Annotated in this window: 16 protein-coding genes; 6 read left to right on the top strand and 10 right to left on the bottom strand. The window is 40.6% G+C overall.

Annotated features, from left to right (window positions below):
• Window positions 1-24: 24 nt before the first annotated feature.
• Together AACW45_RS24220 and AACW45_RS24215 are read left to right on the top strand one after the other, a co-directional pair.
• Window positions 25-588 (top strand): DUF721 domain-containing protein, encoded by a 564-nt coding sequence (locus AACW45_RS24220; RefSeq protein ID WP_190629102.1) that lies wholly within the window; start codon window positions 25-27, stop codon window positions 586-588.
• A gap of 982 nt (window positions 589-1570) precedes the next feature.
• A complete protein-coding gene (locus tag AACW45_RS24215; protein WP_190629100.1) occupies window positions 1571-1885 on the top strand; it encodes a hypothetical protein in 315 nt (104 codons plus the stop codon).
• Window positions 1886-2164: 279 nt separating this feature from the next.
• On the opposite strand, the gene menB is transcribed toward AACW45_RS24215, so the two are convergent.
• On the bottom strand, window positions 2165-2998 hold the full coding sequence (gene menB, locus AACW45_RS24210) for a 1,4-dihydroxy-2-naphthoyl-CoA synthase (protein ID WP_096642301.1): 834 nt from the start codon (window positions 2996-2998) through the stop codon (window positions 2165-2167).
• Window positions 2999-3201: 203 nt separating this feature from the next.
• Here menB and AACW45_RS24205 point away from each other — a divergent pair, with 203 nt between their 5' ends.
• Entirely contained in the window at window positions 3202-4170 is a 969-nt protein-coding gene (locus tag AACW45_RS24205) for a glycosyltransferase family 2 protein (RefSeq protein WP_190629098.1), read from the top strand.
• Between the two features lie 90 nt (window positions 4171-4260).
• Here AACW45_RS24205 and AACW45_RS24200 read toward each other — a convergent pair whose 3' ends face one another.
• The 6 genes from AACW45_RS24200 to AACW45_RS24175 form a co-directional block, all read right to left on the bottom strand.
• Complete coding sequence (locus AACW45_RS24200) at window positions 4261-5067, bottom strand: hypothetical protein (protein ID WP_190629097.1); 807 nt, start codon at window positions 5065-5067, stop codon at window positions 4261-4263.
• Window positions 5057-6154, bottom strand: a complete 1098-nt coding sequence (locus AACW45_RS24195; RefSeq protein WP_190629095.1) for a DNA cytosine methyltransferase — start codon at window positions 6152-6154, stop codon at window positions 5057-5059. Before AACW45_RS24195 ends, AACW45_RS24200 begins: the two co-directional genes overlap by 11 nt.
• A gap of 298 nt (window positions 6155-6452) precedes the next feature.
• Complete coding sequence (locus AACW45_RS24190; protein ID WP_190629092.1) at window positions 6453-8504, bottom strand: ribonuclease catalytic domain-containing protein; 2052 nt, start codon at window positions 8502-8504, stop codon at window positions 6453-6455.
• 219 nt (window positions 8505-8723) lie between these two features.
• Window positions 8724-8939, bottom strand: coding sequence for a 30S ribosomal protein S18 (rpsR, locus tag AACW45_RS24185; protein ID WP_017653421.1), 216 nt, complete (start codon window positions 8937-8939; stop codon window positions 8724-8726).
• Window positions 8940-8941: 2 nt separating this feature from the next.
• Window positions 8942-9136 (bottom strand): 50S ribosomal protein L33, encoded by a 195-nt coding sequence (gene rpmG / locus AACW45_RS24180; protein WP_086683484.1) that lies wholly within the window; start codon window positions 9134-9136, stop codon window positions 8942-8944.
• A 43-nt stretch (window positions 9137-9179) separates the two neighbouring features.
• On the bottom strand, window positions 9180-9737 hold the full coding sequence (locus tag AACW45_RS24175) for an RDD family protein (protein ID WP_190629090.1): 558 nt from the start codon (window positions 9735-9737) through the stop codon (window positions 9180-9182).
• A gap of 294 nt (window positions 9738-10031) precedes the next feature.
• Here AACW45_RS24175 and AACW45_RS24170 point away from each other — a divergent pair, with 294 nt between their 5' ends.
• The 3 genes from AACW45_RS24170 to AACW45_RS24160 all read left to right on the top strand — a co-directional run bounded on the left by AACW45_RS24170 (window position 10032) and on the right by AACW45_RS24160 (window position 12413).
• Window positions 10032-10256, top strand: a complete 225-nt coding sequence (locus AACW45_RS24170; RefSeq protein ID WP_190629088.1) for a hypothetical protein — start codon at window positions 10032-10034, stop codon at window positions 10254-10256.
• A gap of 257 nt (window positions 10257-10513) precedes the next feature.
• Window positions 10514-11779 carry a molybdopterin molybdotransferase MoeA gene (locus tag AACW45_RS24165; RefSeq protein ID WP_190629276.1) on the top strand — a complete coding sequence of 422 codons (1266 nt, stop codon included), beginning with the start codon at window positions 10514-10516 and terminating at the stop codon, window positions 11777-11779.
• Window positions 11780-12077: 298 nt separating this feature from the next.
• Window positions 12078-12413 carry a helix-turn-helix domain-containing protein gene (locus AACW45_RS24160; RefSeq protein WP_190629087.1) on the top strand — a complete coding sequence of 112 codons (336 nt, stop codon included), beginning with the start codon at window positions 12078-12080 and terminating at the stop codon, window positions 12411-12413.
• A gap of 111 nt (window positions 12414-12524) precedes the next feature.
• Here AACW45_RS24160 and AACW45_RS24155 read toward each other — a convergent pair whose 3' ends face one another.
• The 3 genes from AACW45_RS24155 to AACW45_RS24145 form a co-directional block, all read right to left on the bottom strand.
• Window positions 12525-13208 carry a polysaccharide deacetylase family protein gene (locus tag AACW45_RS24155; RefSeq protein WP_190629274.1) on the bottom strand — a complete coding sequence of 228 codons (684 nt, stop codon included), beginning with the start codon at window positions 13206-13208 and terminating at the stop codon, window positions 12525-12527.
• Between the two features lie 631 nt (window positions 13209-13839).
• Window positions 13840-14076: a heterocyst-inhibiting protein PatX gene (gene patX / locus AACW45_RS24150; protein WP_190629085.1), complete on the bottom strand. Its 237-nt coding sequence runs from the start codon at window positions 14074-14076 to the stop codon at window positions 13840-13842.
• 110 nt (window positions 14077-14186) lie between these two features.
• Window positions 14187-15953, bottom strand: a complete 1767-nt coding sequence (locus AACW45_RS24145; protein ID WP_190629083.1) for an FAD-dependent oxidoreductase — start codon at window positions 15951-15953, stop codon at window positions 14187-14189.
• Window positions 15954-16247 lie beyond the last annotated feature (294 nt).

Genomic DNA, 16247 nt, shown 5'->3' with positions numbered 1-16247 from the left:
CAATTTTTACTCTTTTCTTGCAAGATGTCCTTTGAATCAGTTAATGATATTCTAGATATTCTCCAAAAGCAGGCTCAATGGCAAGAACAACCTTTGCAACTGGTGCTGAAAATTTGGGCAGAAGTTGTGGGAGTTGTTGCTAATAAACATACTCGGCCATTATCAATCCAGCGAGATGTTCTGTGGGTAGCGACTTCTAGCGCAGCTTGGGCACAAAATCTGACTTTTAAACGTCAAACTCTATTGTTAACGTTAAATGGAAAACTCAGCATCTGTCTGGTGGATATTCGCTTTTCGACTGCTGGGTGGAAATCTTCGCCAGAAAAAGTCAACTTACCAACAAAAGTTTTGCCATCGGAACATCCTAGTTATGTAGCTGATGCGACTACCTCTAAAAGTGCGATCGCATCCCCTCATGCCAATAATACTGATATAAATAATGCCAATACAGCTTTTGGGCGTTGGGCGAAGTTAATCCAAACGCGATCGCAAAGTTTACCGCTTTGTCCCCAGTGTCAATCTCCCACACCCCCTGGTGAACTTCAGCGTTGGCAGATTTGTGCTTTTTGTGCCGCTAAACAGTTGTGAATGATCATCAGTTATTTTTTTGTCCTTTTCTTAACCGCGTCAATCCCTTGCCTAATGGGAAAATTATCTTTTATCTTGAGATTACTTAATTTTTCTTTATATATCTGTGTTTATTTGTATCCGAAATTGGGATAAATAATAATGATTCATGTTTTTAGAACAGATTTTTACTCAACAACTTTACTGACAAACACTGTTGCTCGACGTTTTTGCTAACAAAAACGATTGCTAGCAACAGTCTCAACGCGCGATAACATCACCAATCCCCAATCCCCATGAACCACCCATTGGATTTTTATTTTCAATTTATAAATTATTTTTCCGATGATTGCTAAATTACTATTGTGCGTTTTGTAGATATACTTATGCCATCTGCAAAATTCTCTAGTTAGGCAGTCTGGAAGATTTTTGAGATCACACTCTCAAGACCCTCAGACAAAAACATTATTGGCAACAAACTTGCTAATTTGCATTCAGTATCAATGATACTGAACTGATTTTTGACGGCTATCCTCAAAAATTTTAGTCAAGCAGGCGCTGAAATCAATTATCAGCAATCTCCAAAAGCCAGGGGCGATTAAGGCAAAATTACCGCACAGAAATTACCAATTCCCTTCCATTGGGAATAGTCTTTGAATTCTAGATAATTTCCAGTAAATTACCTCAAAAGTATGAGAACAAGCTGCTTGAGTATACCTAATATCCTATTCCTTAGGATATAAATTAATAAATTGGGCAAATCTAAATTTGTTATTTTAGCCTTGATCCCCAATTGGTTTTAGTCAAAATTTAGCATGTCCACCAAAAAATTAATATTGAAATATATAACAGAAATATAAAAACATCCTAAAGCTAAAATTTGACTGGGGATCGCTACAACGTAGACCAATTAATGCATTTTGGCTCTACTACGTATTTATATCTAGAAGGAAAATATAGAGACATAAATTAGCCCTAAATGGGACTAAAAGATGAGCCTCAAATGAAACCTAATAAATTTTTGACATCTGCCTGTAGATATTGTCGCCATTATCAACCAGAAGGTCGCCGTGGCGGAATGTGCCAACAGTTAGGGGCCCCAGTTCAAGGAACTTGGAAAGCTTGCTCGTTAGCACTACCACCTTTTGCGCCTTCCTGGGAAACTTTAGAAGGTGCTTGGAGTTTACCAGATGCAACACCAGTTATAGTTGCATCTCCAAGCGTAGGTTCAGAATTAGAAAATAATACTTTTGTTTCCGTCACAGAAACTCCTGTTTTGACAGCCGAACCGACAAAAACAGAGAAAGTACTGATTTAGCCATCTTTTATTCCCTGACTACTACCAATTTTGGATTTGCCAAAAAGTTTAGCCGCTATCTTAGACTGCTGTCTTAATTTATGGCTATCTTTGTTAGATAGGTTTGAGGTTAAAAATACTGCTAGTGAAGATTTCTCCCGCAGAGAAACAATAACTATTGCATCCAAACTGGTATGAGTTTGTATTCTGTTTGCAATTAATATTTGCCTTTAAAATTTTTGGTGCTGTCAATCTTTTGAGAAAATAGCCCCTATTAATAGGGGCTATTTTTGCCCTATTTTAGGGTAACCAAGGGAAATCGCGAAAATTGGGCGATCGCTTTTCTAAAAATGCTTGTTTTCCCTCAGCGCCTTCTTGAGTCATGTAATAAAGTAAAGTGGCATTACCCGCGAGTTCTTGCAAACCAGCTTGTCCGTCACAATCAGCATTCAAAGCCGCTTTGAGACAGCGAATAGCAATCGGACTTTTATCTAAAATTTCTTGCGCCCATTGAATACCCTCGGCTTCTAGTTGTTCGACTGGGACAATGGTATTAACTAAACCCATATCTAGAGCTTGTTGGGCGTTATATTGACGACAGAGAAACCAAATTTCTCTAGCTTTTTTTTGTCCGACAATGCGGGCGAGGTAGCTAGCACCAAATCCACCATCAAAACTACCGACTTTCGGCCCAGTCTGCCCAAAAATAGCATTATCAGCCGCAATAGTCAGGTCACAAATCAGGTGCAAGACATGACCACCACCGATCGCATATCCTGCTACTAGAGCAATCACAACTTTTGGTAAGGAACGAATTAACCGTTGTAAGTCGAGTACATTTAAGCGGGGAGTTCCATCTTCATCTAAATAACCGCCATGCCCCCTAACACTCTGATCGCCACCTGCACAGAAAGCATATTTACCATCAGTATGGGGACCTGCACCAGTAAATAAAATTACGCCAATAGAAGTATCCTCGCGGGCATCACAAAAAGCATCATACAGTTCAAATATAGTTTTGGGGCGGAAAGCATTACGTTTGTGGGGACGATTGATAGTAATTTTGGCAATACCATCGGTTTTTTGATACAAAACATCTTCGTAAGTTTTGGCTGTTTCCCAGTTAATTTCCATTGATGTGGAATCCGCTATTGTGCTTGAGAATTTTAGCGCGGACTTAGGGACAAGCGATCGCTTCTAAAGCAATTAGCAAAGAAACAGGTGGAAGGGAGGAAAGGGAGACAAGGAGGACAAATGACTATTGACTATTGACCATTGACTATTGACTATTAAAAAACCAGGAACAGCGCCAATGCTACAGTTGTCCTATTCTGGAGATGGGTAATAATCTTGTGGGTGAGACTGTGTTTTTTAGTGTTGTAATACCAACTTATAATCGCCAACCAATTTTAGAAAAGTGTCTCCGCGCTTTGGAAGTACAGAAATTTTCTTTGTCAAATGCGATCGCAGGTTACGAAATTGTCTTGGTAGATGATGGTTCTACGGATAGCACTTTGGAATGGTTAGCAGCCCATAAAGAAGAATTTCCTCACGTGCGATGTTTTGAACAAGACCACAAAGGCCCGGCTGCGGCGCGGAATTTGGGTGTAGAACAAGCATTAGGTGACACGATTATCTTTATTGATAGCGATCTAGTCGTACTAGAAAATTTCTTACAGTCTCATGCTGATGCACTGGTGCAAGGGCAGAAGAAATTAGGAAGCGATCGCTTTTTTACCTACGGTGCAGTCATTAATACTTGTAATTTTGATAATCCCACTGCTGAACCTTATAAAGTTACAGATTTTTCCGCAGCTTTCTTTGCTACAGGAAATGTAGCGATTCCTAAACATTGGTTAGAGAAAGCTGGACTGTTTGACACTAGCTTTCAACTTTATGGCTGGGAAGATTTAGAACTAGGCGTGAGGCTAAAAAATCTCGGTTTACAACTCATTAAATGTCCAGCAGCCGTAGGTTACCATTGGCATCCAGCATTTAATTTAGAACAAATTCCTAACTTAATTGATAAAGAAATTCAACGCGGACGTATGGGCGTTTTGTTTTATCAAAAGCACCCTACTTGGGAAGTGCGAATGATGATTCAAATGACTTGGTTACACCGCTTACTTTGGGGTATTCTCTCGCTCAATGGTTCACTAAATGAGCGGACAATGGCACCATTTTTACAATGGTTAATTAATTTAGGTAAACCCCAATTAGCCCTAGAAATCGCCCGAATATTTCTCAATTGGTACAATGTTAAAGGTGTATATGAAGCTTACTCACAGTTAGGGGCTAGGGACTAGGGATTTTTAGGCGTTTGTTGTGAGTGCGATCGCATTTAGACTTTAATGCTCAGTATCTCCTCTATTGCTAAACCCTACTTAGATTAAGAATTAAGGGTTTAACAGTGATGTGAGAATTTTATCCATTTCTTCTCTTATCAAACTTGAGTTATTTCTGAAAAATTCCTCAAGAGAGTAATTTAAAATTTTTTCACAAAAAGCATAAGTACTGATTGTAGGATCGTCATTTAAAATACCTACTAAAACTAATAATTGAGCAGACTGATATCTTTTTAGGACTATAGTATTAATCTGACATGATAATACCATCATAACTGGAAGAAGATTTTCATTATAAGCTCGAATTGCATTCATCAGGTCTGCATTTTGCCTTTTGGAATCTGCACTTTTATAACCTTGTCTGATTTCAAATACAGTACCAACTAAATTTTTAGAACGGTTTTCATCAAGCCCCAGTCTAATTGATGCTAATTTAAGCCATTCTTGTACCTTATTTCTATCAATAATATTTTTTATATCATCTATAGATATTTTGGCATCAAGTGTTAATTTAGCAGTAGAACCATCATTTTTTTTGATTTCGTATCCCCAAATGACCTGTTGGTGATTTAAATCTAACTGATCTGAAATTATTTGACGAACGAGTCTTTCACAACCGATACCTAATTGTCTATAAATAGAAGTGATTCCTCCCGCAGCTTTATGCGCAGCGTACATTAAATCAGAATCAAATCCGATCCAGTGATATAAGGGATCTGAAGCATATAAGTTTTTAAATTCTAGTAAGCTACTTCCATCTTTCTTGGCTGTACCAAACTTAGGTGTATAACCTGAGCATAGTTTAATAGGCTCTAATAGTATATCTAAGTATTTCCTATCGCTCTCATTAACTTGCATGAGCTTTCATAGCATAAAGATCATTTTTAATAAAATCATAAATCTGTTTGGCTATTACATTTCCAATGATTGGTGGGACAGCATTTCCTATTTGAATAATATTTTGACTTGCTGAATGTGGAAAGACGAATTCATCAGGAAATGATTGCAGTCTTGCACATTCTCTAACTGTTAATCTGCGGTCTAGAGAATAATGAAAGTGAACTCTTGCTTTGGTATTTGCTCTTACTGTATAAGCAATTTCTCCTTTTTTAGATTTTTGATCTCCTTGACCTGCTCCTTTTGTAGCTTTTGTAGCTACAAAATACTGACTTTGATTAGGTACACTTTCATCAGTGATTGCTACAAGATCATCTATGGCTTGATCAATTGAAACATACTGAAAAAATAATTCTGGAGTTGGAGGTTTAGGGAATGATTTAATATCAGAGCGGACACCAATTAAAAATAATCTTGTTCTACTTTGAGGTAATCCAAAATCTGGACAATAAATCTTCCACACCTTAAAAATGTAGCCTACTGATTCAAATTCTTTGATGATATATCTTAAAAAATATCCGTTTTCCAGTTTTTCTAAAAAAGGTACATTCTCTCCTACTACAATTTCTGGTTTATGTACATTCATATAATCTTTCATCACAGTATATAATTCACCTCTAGCCCCTTTAAACCCTTGTTTGAGTCCACATGAAGAAAAATCTTGACAGGGAAACCCACCTAGAAGAATATTTGCAGGAGGCAATGAGCTTATATCTATACAGGTAAGATCTACTGTAGTTACATCATTTGATAAATTTAAAGCATAAGTTTGAGTAGCTTTCTCATCAATATCGTAAGCATGTACAATTTTATATGGGAGAGCTTCATATTTTTTGTTTAAAAAAGTAAATCCTCCTAAAAAACCCATATCAAGCCCACCACATCCAGAAAATAATGAAATGGCTTTTATATAGTTTTCACTATTGTATCCTTCAATTAAAGTAGGATTAATATCGTTTTTTATATTTGGGTTGTCTTTAAATGCATATTCAAAAATAGCTTTTCTTTTTAACGCTTTTCTTTTAGGAAGTCCAGATTTGGGGCGCATATAAATTATGAATAAATGTAAAAATAACTTCCCTATTAGGTATTACCTTTACTTCAAAGATTTTTGAAACCAGAGACAGGAAAAATAAATGTTCTCAATATTATATTATCTCCCTGTTGGCTTTCTCTGGTAACATTTGGTTATACCAATTTGAAAAATGCTCGCTACAAATGTATTAACGTGACAAGCTTAAAATGTTGGGTTTCCTTGCGTCAACCCAACCAACACAATTTGAGGTTTCTAACTCTAAAAATTACAAATGACTAATGACTAATGACTAATGACTAATGACCAATGACTAATTCAATGCTTCTTGATAAATTATTTCTTGAAAATGAATCATATCTTTTTGCGGGTCGGCAAGGCTGACTTTAACTAATAAATGTTCACCTAAATTTACCGAACGTCTAAAAGACATGGGCAATTGCAAGCCTAAATCTTCTAATAGAATTAGCGCTAAATTGCTGTCTTCCCGCAGCCACATTAATACTGTTACCTGCCACACTTGCTCTGGGTAACGGCGTAAATATTCTAAAGCATAATATCTATTAGTTTGCCGTTCTACCATTGTCACTTCTTGAGTGATGCTAGTTACAGTCATCATCACTTCTTTGAGTTGTTCGGCGGAGAATGGTAAAACTTCGCCCCGCAAATGGGCTTTGAGTTGAAAATGGGTGAGTAAATCGCTGTAACGGCGAATCGGAGAAGTAGCCTGAGTATATGTATCTAAACCCAAACCGGCGTGACGCACGGGGGTAATACTCATTTCGCTTTTAGGCATACAGCGACGCATCGCACAGGCGCGAACAAACCCTGCGGGTAGCTGGAGTAATTCTTCTTCGGGGGGTAATTCTGGCTGTGGCTGACCGCGAAATGGTAAAGGTATTTTATGCTCTTGACCGTAGCGGGCGGCTACTTCACCGGCTAAAATCATCATTTCTGCGACTAATTGCCGGGATGAGGAATCATCTAATATATCAATGCTGATTTCGTCGCCTTTGACTTTGATCGTGGCTTCCGGCATGTTGATGCTGATTGCGCCTTGGTTATAACGCCAAGTTCTCCGGCGCTGTGCCCAGGTGGAAATAGCTGCAATTTCTGGTTCTGCTTGAACGCCTAATTCTAGCATCTCATCTACATCTTCGTAGGTGAGGCGGTATGTGGGCTTAATTGTGCTGGGATGAATACTGTAATCTTCGACTTTGCCGGTGGAATCTAAAATCACACCAAAACTAAGGGCACAGCAAACTCGCCCCTGTACCAAACTCATCGGCCCGGTTGCTAAAACTTCCGGGAACATGGGTACCATTCCTGTAGGCAAATAAACGGTACTACCCCGTTTTCTGGCTTCTAGGTCTAAATCATCCTCTGGCGCTAACAACCGCGTAGGATCGGCAATATGTACCCACAGACGTTCTCTACCATCGGGGAGTAGTTCCCAACTGAGACCATCGTCAATTTCTGTGGTGCTTTCGTCATCAACTGTATATACCTTGAGATGAGTCAGATCTATACGGTTTGTATCTAGATCTGCGGGTGGGGAATCCAAACGCTGTTGCGCCACTTCTAATACCTTGCTAGGAAATTGAACCGGAATTGCTGAACGACGCAAAAACAAGTTTTCATTGGGACTCCACCAACCCAAGTCAACCAATAGTTGAAATGCTCCTTGGGGCGTTGCTTGTCGTCCCAGCATGGTCATTGTTTCTAATACCGGGCCTGGGGGAGGATAGGCCCGAGATAAGGAATCGTAATTTACGCTCATCCGCACCACATCGGCGAGGAGGGCGGCGTATTTTTCAATCGCTTCTAAGCGCTGACGATCTGGGCGTTGCCAATCTACTGTTTCACCTGCTAGGGCTTGTTCGACACGGGCTAAAAATTCCTGCTGTCCCCTGGCTTTTTGCGATTCTACTTCTAGCTGGTGTTTTCGTTCGGCTACCTGGGCTGTTGTCCGGGTTTCGTAACCGTCTCCTTTTTGCTTGAAATAGAGTTTGTCATCGGATAACAAGCAATGGGCGGCGTAACAATGAGGCGGTTCTGATTCGGAAAACAGGATATTAGCCATTTGTGATGGGGTTACCGATTCCCCATCCTCAACTAATAATTCCCAGGCTACTTCTAAGCTAGATGGGTCTAAATATGGCTTTACTTGTTCTAAAAACTGCGGTATATCAGCCGACTTGTATGTTTGTCCACTAACTGTATAGGTAATTTGTCTCGGCGCGAGGCTGTGGGATTGACCGCGTTCATCTACCACAAACCAACGGGTCTTTCCGTCTGGGCGATCTACTACTCCCAGACGGCGATCGCCTTGAACCCTAAATTCAACCAGCGTCCCCTTTTCCACAACTCTCGCGCTTAATTTAGTTAACTAGTAAATTTTAGATTTTGGATTGAATATTGACTACCAAATCCAAAATCTCATGATTTTTTATATGCAAAAGATGATTTTACACTGACTTCAAGAGATTTTAGATTGTGGAATCTGAAAATTTGCAGCTACTTTCATCATAAAAGCAGCTGCTGCAAACGATCCATAACCTAAAATTCTCGAGAGACACTCGAATTAACCTTCTGCGTTGATGAACGGTAACAAAGCTACAATTCGCGCACGTTTAATTGCTAATGTCAAGTCTCTCTGTTGCTGACATGTTAGTCCTGTAATCCGCCGAGGTAGGATTTTACCACGCTCGGTGACAAACTTACGCAACAAATCAACATCTTTATAATCGATTGGTTCTCCCGGCTTAATCGGAGATAGACGACGACGATAGTAGCTCATTTTTACTTGATTTCCTTGTGGACTGTGTGTGTATTGCAATGAGAGCAGAACTTTTTCAGTTCTAATCGGTTGGTGGTGTTACGCCGATTTTTCGTAGTGGTATACCGGGAAACACCGGGAGAGCGCTTGTTAGCGTTAGTGCGACATTCGGTACATTCTAGGGTCACGATTATGCGGACACCTTTACTCTTAGCCATAATCTTACAAACCGTAAAGCCTGGAGAGAATTAACACAAATGACTATCTTCTCACATTCCGTTGGATATTTTCAACTATTCGCTTGATTTTTATATCGAGGGAATAACCACGACGTGAGGAAACTATGGTAGTTCTTGCATAGCGATCATGCAATGCCTGATGCAGCTGCCGATCGTAGAAGGCCGCACCACAGTCAATAGCCAGAGGAAGTACTAGCAGTATAGCAGTGGGATTGGTACTAATGTTGCCTAGAGCAATGGAGATAAATAGCGCACCTACGCCAATAATTGTTTCTCGTTTAACTAGTGCTAATAATTCGGGAATTCTGCCGATTATTTCGCCTTGTTCCACTTCTAGTACTTTCAGATCGAACGCCCAACGCCCAAGGCTTTGTCCTTGATTGTTATAGGCTACTAGCACTCGCAAAACTAGCCAAGCTATAACAAACACGAAAATTTGGACAAATTGAATACCTGGGTTGTTGCTTCTCAATAAAGAACTGATTAACCAAGCAACGAGGAAATCTAGCCCTAATGCCATACCGCGTCTTTTTATTTCCGCTTTGGGATAGTGTTTTTGGGGTACTCTGGCAATACTCATAAAATAAATGCAATATTTTTCAGTATTTTTATTGGGATAGGCAGGATCAATTGTTGCACTTGTGGTTAATATTGAATTGTGAGTTTTCAGTACTGACTGTTTGTTTGATCGCTAAAAATAGCCAAGTTATTTGAACGGGAGATAAAGAAAAATCAACAATATAAAGTAGTATCACAGATGAATCTCATAAATGGATACTGCATTCGCCAGTGTAGCCATTGCCCAACAAGAGGAAAATACTTAGTTACAATCAACACGGCTAGCAATTATTTATATTTTTGAGGACGATCGCTAATGAAATTTATCAACACCAAAGCAGTACAAATCCCAGTAAGTACAATCATTTCTATACTAACTGCCATTAGTGACCGGGATTATGCGCGTTTTCAACAATTACAAACCAATTTGGTTAAGCAGCATGGGGTGGAAGTGTGGCAGGATGTTTTTGGTAGTCGTGTCTTACCAGCATTAGACCAACAATCTAATAGATGGTTGTTGAAACTTTGGTGTAAGGGTTAGGGATGAGATTGAGACTTGGTATCCTGAAAATTTGCTCAGGGAACTCAAAAAAATAAATTATTCTGCTTCAGGTTGTTGACTGTTGTACGGGCGGGTTCACAGATATCCTCACTGATTCATGAATATCTCCCATAAACCCGCCCCTACTGACTGTTGACGGTGAACAAGAGCAATGGAATATTTTTTACCTAGAATTCTCTGAGGGTGCAATAACGATTGTTACAATGTTTTGTGGCCATATCGTAGTAGCGATCGCTATGCATTCAGTCAGCGATACCGAAGCAATTATTTTAAGTTTAGTCCAACCCCTAGATAATCGGCGTGACACCGAAGTTGTAGATTTATTCGCCGCCGCAGGTAGAATTTTAGCTGTACCCGTTACCAGTAATTTAGATTTTCCCCATTGGGATAACTCAGCAATGGATGGCTATGCTGTGCGTTATGCGGATGTGAAGCAATGTAGCGCCGAACAGCCAGCCATTTTAGAAATTGTTGAGTCAATTCCGGCGGGATATCAGCCCCAGTCTATAATTGCTCAAGGTCAAGCTGCAAGGATTTTTACTGGTGCGGTGATGCCTCAAGGTGCAGATACTGTAGTCATGCAAGAAAGGACAAGTCAACAGGAGAATTTTGTCAAAATTCTAGCTGCACCAAAACCACAAGAATTTGTCCGGCGTCAAGCTTCGTTTTACCAAGCTGGGACACAATTATTACCAGCAGGGATTAAATTAAATGGGGCGGAAATTGCTGTGTTAGCGGCTGCGCAATGTGGGCGAGTGAGTGTTTACCGCAGTCCGATTGTAGCAATATTTTCTACTGGTGATGAATTAGTAACCATCGATCAACCGCTAGCTGCAGGACAAATTGTTGATTCTAATGCTTATGCGTTGGCTGCTTTGGTGAGACAAAGCGGTGCTGAACCGTTAATGTTAGGGATTGTTAAGGATGAACCAGCAGCGCTGCAAAAAACAATTACTGAGGCGATCGCTCATGCTGATATAGTTATTTCTTCTGGCGGGGTTTCGGTTGGCGATTATGACTATGTTGAGCAAATTTTAGCAAGGCTACAAGCGCAAATTCATATCCGTGCTGTGGCGATGAGGCCGGGTAAACCCCTCACCGTGGCGACATTTCCCTCAAAGGTTGATGAGGGGGATAATAATCAAAGAGTTCCTGTGTATTTTGGCTTACCGGGAAACCCTGCGGCTGTTTTGGTAACGTTTTTGCGGTTTGTTCAGCCAGCAATTCAGAAATTAGCTGGATTAGCTCAAGGATGGAAAGTAGAGTTTGTGAAAGTGCGATCGCGTCAAGAATTGCGATCGGATGGTAAGCGGGAAACTTATATCTGGGGAAAATTACAGTTAGTTAATGGGGTTTATGAATTTTCTCCATCTGGCGGTAGCCATAGTTCGGGCAATTTAATTAATTTAGCACAAACTAATGCCCTAGCTGTTATCCCGGTAGGGAAAACCTTAGTTTCTGCTGGTGAAGAGGTGGAAGTTTATTTAAATAGGGGCGCTTAGGCTAGGGGCTAGGGACTAGGAATTAGAGTTAATTTTTCTTGCGTCTTTTGGTGGATATGTCATCGTTTCTCCACATTTTGGTTTCATCAAAAACGCCCTTGAGGACGGGGAAAGCTATCACTCAATACAGTTGAGTTACTGGAGAAAAGATTAAGATTCCTGTTGGTATGAACATAGTAAAACTTAACATTCTCAAGGAGCAAATCGGAACCAAATTTTTTCTGGTGTTTTTTTAGCGCCGCTTTTTTTTGGTGCTAGGATCTACGTCTATAAATAATCAAAAACAAGTGCTATAGCTGTGAAACAAAAGCCAAAACCAAGGATCGCTTTGCTTCGGGAAAAAGCAGGGCTAACCCAGCTTGAGTTGTCACGTCTTGTAGGTGTGACTGAAAGCACTATCCAGAACTGGGAAAGCGGTAGAACTGGGACGGATCATATTGAACGCATAATTAGGTTTTGCAAAGCACTCAATTGCCAAGTAGAAGACCTAATTGAATATATGGGCGATTCCCCAAAACAACCAGAAGCACAACCAAGTTCATTAAGTGAAATACATCATCTTTTAGGAACTGAGGAACCTGCACCTCTTACCAGTACTGATGCTGAAGTCGCGCCGATAGGACATGGTAAATAATTACTAATTCGTAATTCGTAATTCGTAATTAAAAAATGGTGAATAGTAGACTGATAGAGGTAACTCTGTGATGGTTGGCGTGTTTGCCATCAACTAATTACGAATTTTTAATTACGAATTTTTAATTTTTACAGGTTGCCAAAAAGTATCGATGGTCACAAATTGATAGCCTTTTTGTAGTAACTGGGGAATTAAAATTTCGCTGGTGGCAGCAACATCTTGACCGCCATAAGCACCATCATGTAAAACAATGATGGAACCATTTTTTACTTGTTGAGAAACACGCTGCGTTACAGTGGAAACTCCTGGTCTAGTCCAATCAACTGGAACTACGCTCCACATAACTGGGCGATAATTCCACTGACGCAAATATTTTAAAATTTTGGGTGTGAATAAACCGTTTGGTGGACGCACATCCCTGACTTGTTCTGGTGGAAGATTGCAAGCAGTATATATAGCAGCTTGGGTTTTTTCTAAGGTATCTCGCAGTTGTATTGGGGATAGCAGGGGAAAAGATTGATGATCGTAACCATGCAATCCAATCCAGTGTCCGCGATCGCATATTGCTTTGGCAATCTCTGGGGAACGGTTGACACAAGCACCTAACCAAAAAAAACTAGCTCTAATTTGATAACGATCTAAAACAGCTAATAATTCAGGAGTATAGCGGGGATGAGGGCCATCATCAAATGTTAGAGCGATCGCGCGCGAATTATCGTCTCCAGTCCACAAACAATTGCTAAATCTTGGTTGGAGAAGACGATAAAGAATTGGTAAAACAGAAGCTAGTTGCATTTTCATCAGATTGACGGTTATTTGCTGGTGATGTAGCCATTGCACAAGTTCAACACAACTGAGTTGCAAGAGATCGTACAGACATGGCAGATTTTCCACAAAGTCTTGTTTCGATCGTGACAGATTGCAAAAGATTTGTGTTGTCACAGCGCTAGCTACCGCAATCAGAAATAATATCTGAGATTGCAAGTTGCGATCGCTTGGTAAAGCTGTCTATTAATTTAGAGTAAATTATTGGCTTAACTGTAATTGGGTAACGGTTTCAAACTATCGACGGGTTAATTGGCTGAGTAAATGACTGAGAATAGATCGGAATCAGAAACCCTCGATAGAAGCGTTGATCTAAATGACATCTGGGAGATTAAAGGAGTTAGAAGCAGTAAACGCAGCTTTGAGAGGAGTTGGTGATGCGATTAATACATGCACTGGGATTTTTGGCACATTCGGAACATCAGGGATACAACGGACTATATATACATCAATTTACGGATAGACTACGGCACAAATGCTGATATTCTATGTGTTGACTGTTATCTCTTTACTAAATTAATGATGTAAAGGATGTTAAGCACAACACCCAATTTGTCTGTAATTGAACTCCTCCAAAACAAGAAAATTGCAGCTAAAGCGATTAAACAAGTGAACGGGCATTACGGTTATACTCCATTAAGTCTCTACGTCCGCTACCACGGTGTGGTGCAGGTTTGTCTGGTTGATTGGGTTTGGTTTTGGGTCTAGCTGAGAGCAAAGTTGGTGTAGTCGCAGAAACCAGCAACATATCGGACATTAAATTGGCCATTACTTGATAGCTAAAAATTAAGGTAGCCGTTACCAGGCTAGAGGCTAAAAGTGAAATTAATGCACGCATAGCAGATGTTTACTTTGGAACTCACATATTCACTGCTACTTAGTTTCTATTAGTGCATCCGGACAATTCCCTAAAAAGTATTGTTTTTTACAGAATAAAAATAAACTTTATCAAATCTCCATATATTCGACTAGTAGCCAATTACCAGCAGGGTTAATCCGACCGCAAACTGTCAGCAATTGCTGATGGTTACAAGCTTGTAGTTGTAAATTTACGTGCGATCGCAAGGTTACAAGCTGCCAAGTTGACTGTTGATAAGCTTTAGGAGTAATTATACTGAATCTGTAATTCTGCGGAGATATTAGTTGAAGTACACCTGTAAAGGAATTAGACAACCGTGATAACACAGTTTTTGGACTATCGTAATAATACGTAGATGACGATGAAGCGGGAAAATTGCCATCAAGCGGATAGCTAGCTGGATTATGTAAATAATGTGTTTGCCATTGCTGCCACTGAATATCTGCGGGTGTTGAATTAAACAAGGGAATAATTGCTGCTGGAGAACGGTTGTCTTTAATTAAAGCCATTTGCAGCGCTTTTATTGGTAAATCGCGCGGTTGACAATTAAACTCTATACACATAGCCGCAGCCATACCTGCTGCTTGACCAATTCCCATGACGACAGGTTGTAATCTCGTAGCCCCATTAGCAATATGTGATACAGAAATATTCTTTTCGCAGACTAAAAAACCATCTGTATTTATGGGAATGAGACTGCTGTAGGGAATAGTGAAAGGCGTTCCCGTCCAGCGTCCCCCCCAACGAATTGATTTTGGTTGGAGGGGAAAGTCAAAGCCTGGGTAATGGTGATCGTTGGGATAATTGGCGATCGCAATTGTATCTATATTTAATGATGCAACCTGACCCCCAGACACAGGTAAAATATCCTGTTCTGTAATTGTTTTCAGTCCCACTAACCGCCGACTTTCCCGATAATAGGGATGCAAAGCAAAAGCGCTAGGAGAATGGGGAAATACCTGTGTAGCTAAACCGTAACGCCGACTAAGTTGATTTTGGATAAAATGGGCAAAATTTTGACTATGCCAGCGAGATTCTTGAATAAACGCATCTCTGCTAGCTTTTGAATCTACCAGCCGCTCTAAATCTGCGCCATAGTCGTTACCGCATATCGGCCAATTCATCATCAATAAACCGCCAGGTAAGCGCCCGTAATTCATAAATTGTTCTGCACCATAGTTATCCCAAGCGCCAACAAATAGAGATGGATCGTAATTCGGCGCTGAGGGGATTTCTGGGGCGGTATCTGTGCCAAAATCCTGCATTAGCACCACCCCTGTGGGCGCTTGTACGGGGTATTTTTCTGTGAGATGATTAGGAGACTCTGGGGCGCTTAATTCTTCCCATTGCTCTTGCAATTCCCAACCCCAACGATAAGGTATTTCTGCCAAAGCCAATAAATCGCCTAATTCTGTACCATCGAGAGTGATTTTGGCTTGGACAGTAAAATCAGAAAATCTTACGCCAGTGACACAATTTCCCTCGCGTAACACCTCTAGGGGAACTTCTCCCGCAATCCAATGCAGATTTGCTAATTCTTGCACCCAATCGGCGAAAATCTGCGCCCCTACTCGCGGATCGAAACTAAAAAAGCTTACCCAGCTATGATCTAAACCTTCTTGCTGACGTTGCTGCAATTCTCGTAAAAATTCGCCCCACAACCCCGTCTGAAACGCTTCTAATTCATTTCCATCAGGAACAGATACCCCGGCTGAAGTTAACATTCCCCCCAACCAAGCAAACTCACTCACCAGGATAGTTTTCGCCCCCCGTCGCGCTGCTTGAATCGCTGCTGCTGTACCGCCAACTCCCCCACCCACAACTAAAACATCAGCTTGATATATCTGATTCAGCATTGCTTAACCCTATTCATTGTTCGAGATATTGTCTCTGAATAGGGTAAATCAGACAAGTTATGTCAATTCGTGCATTAATTCTAAATGCTTGGTGGTGGTTAGATCCCCGACTTCTTGAAGGATACATCTGGTGAATTAGGGGTAAGATCCCTCGCTTATCCCGAAATCCCGCCGTCACCCTCAAGGGTGCGGCTAACTGGACCAAGCCTGCCTCCGCAGGCTCTATTTCTCTAGCCTGCGGAGGCAGGCTTTGTAGCATGAGCCAGTGGCTTATAGCCTGTGGGCGGTGTGTGG

This window comes from Calothrix sp. FACHB-168, from assembly GCF_963889195.1.
Lineage (GTDB): Bacteria > Cyanobacteriota > Cyanobacteriia > Cyanobacteriales > Nostocaceae > Aulosira > Aulosira anomala_A.
The sequence above is the reverse complement of the archived record's forward strand: the minus strand, read 5'-3'. Positions and strand labels throughout refer to the sequence as shown.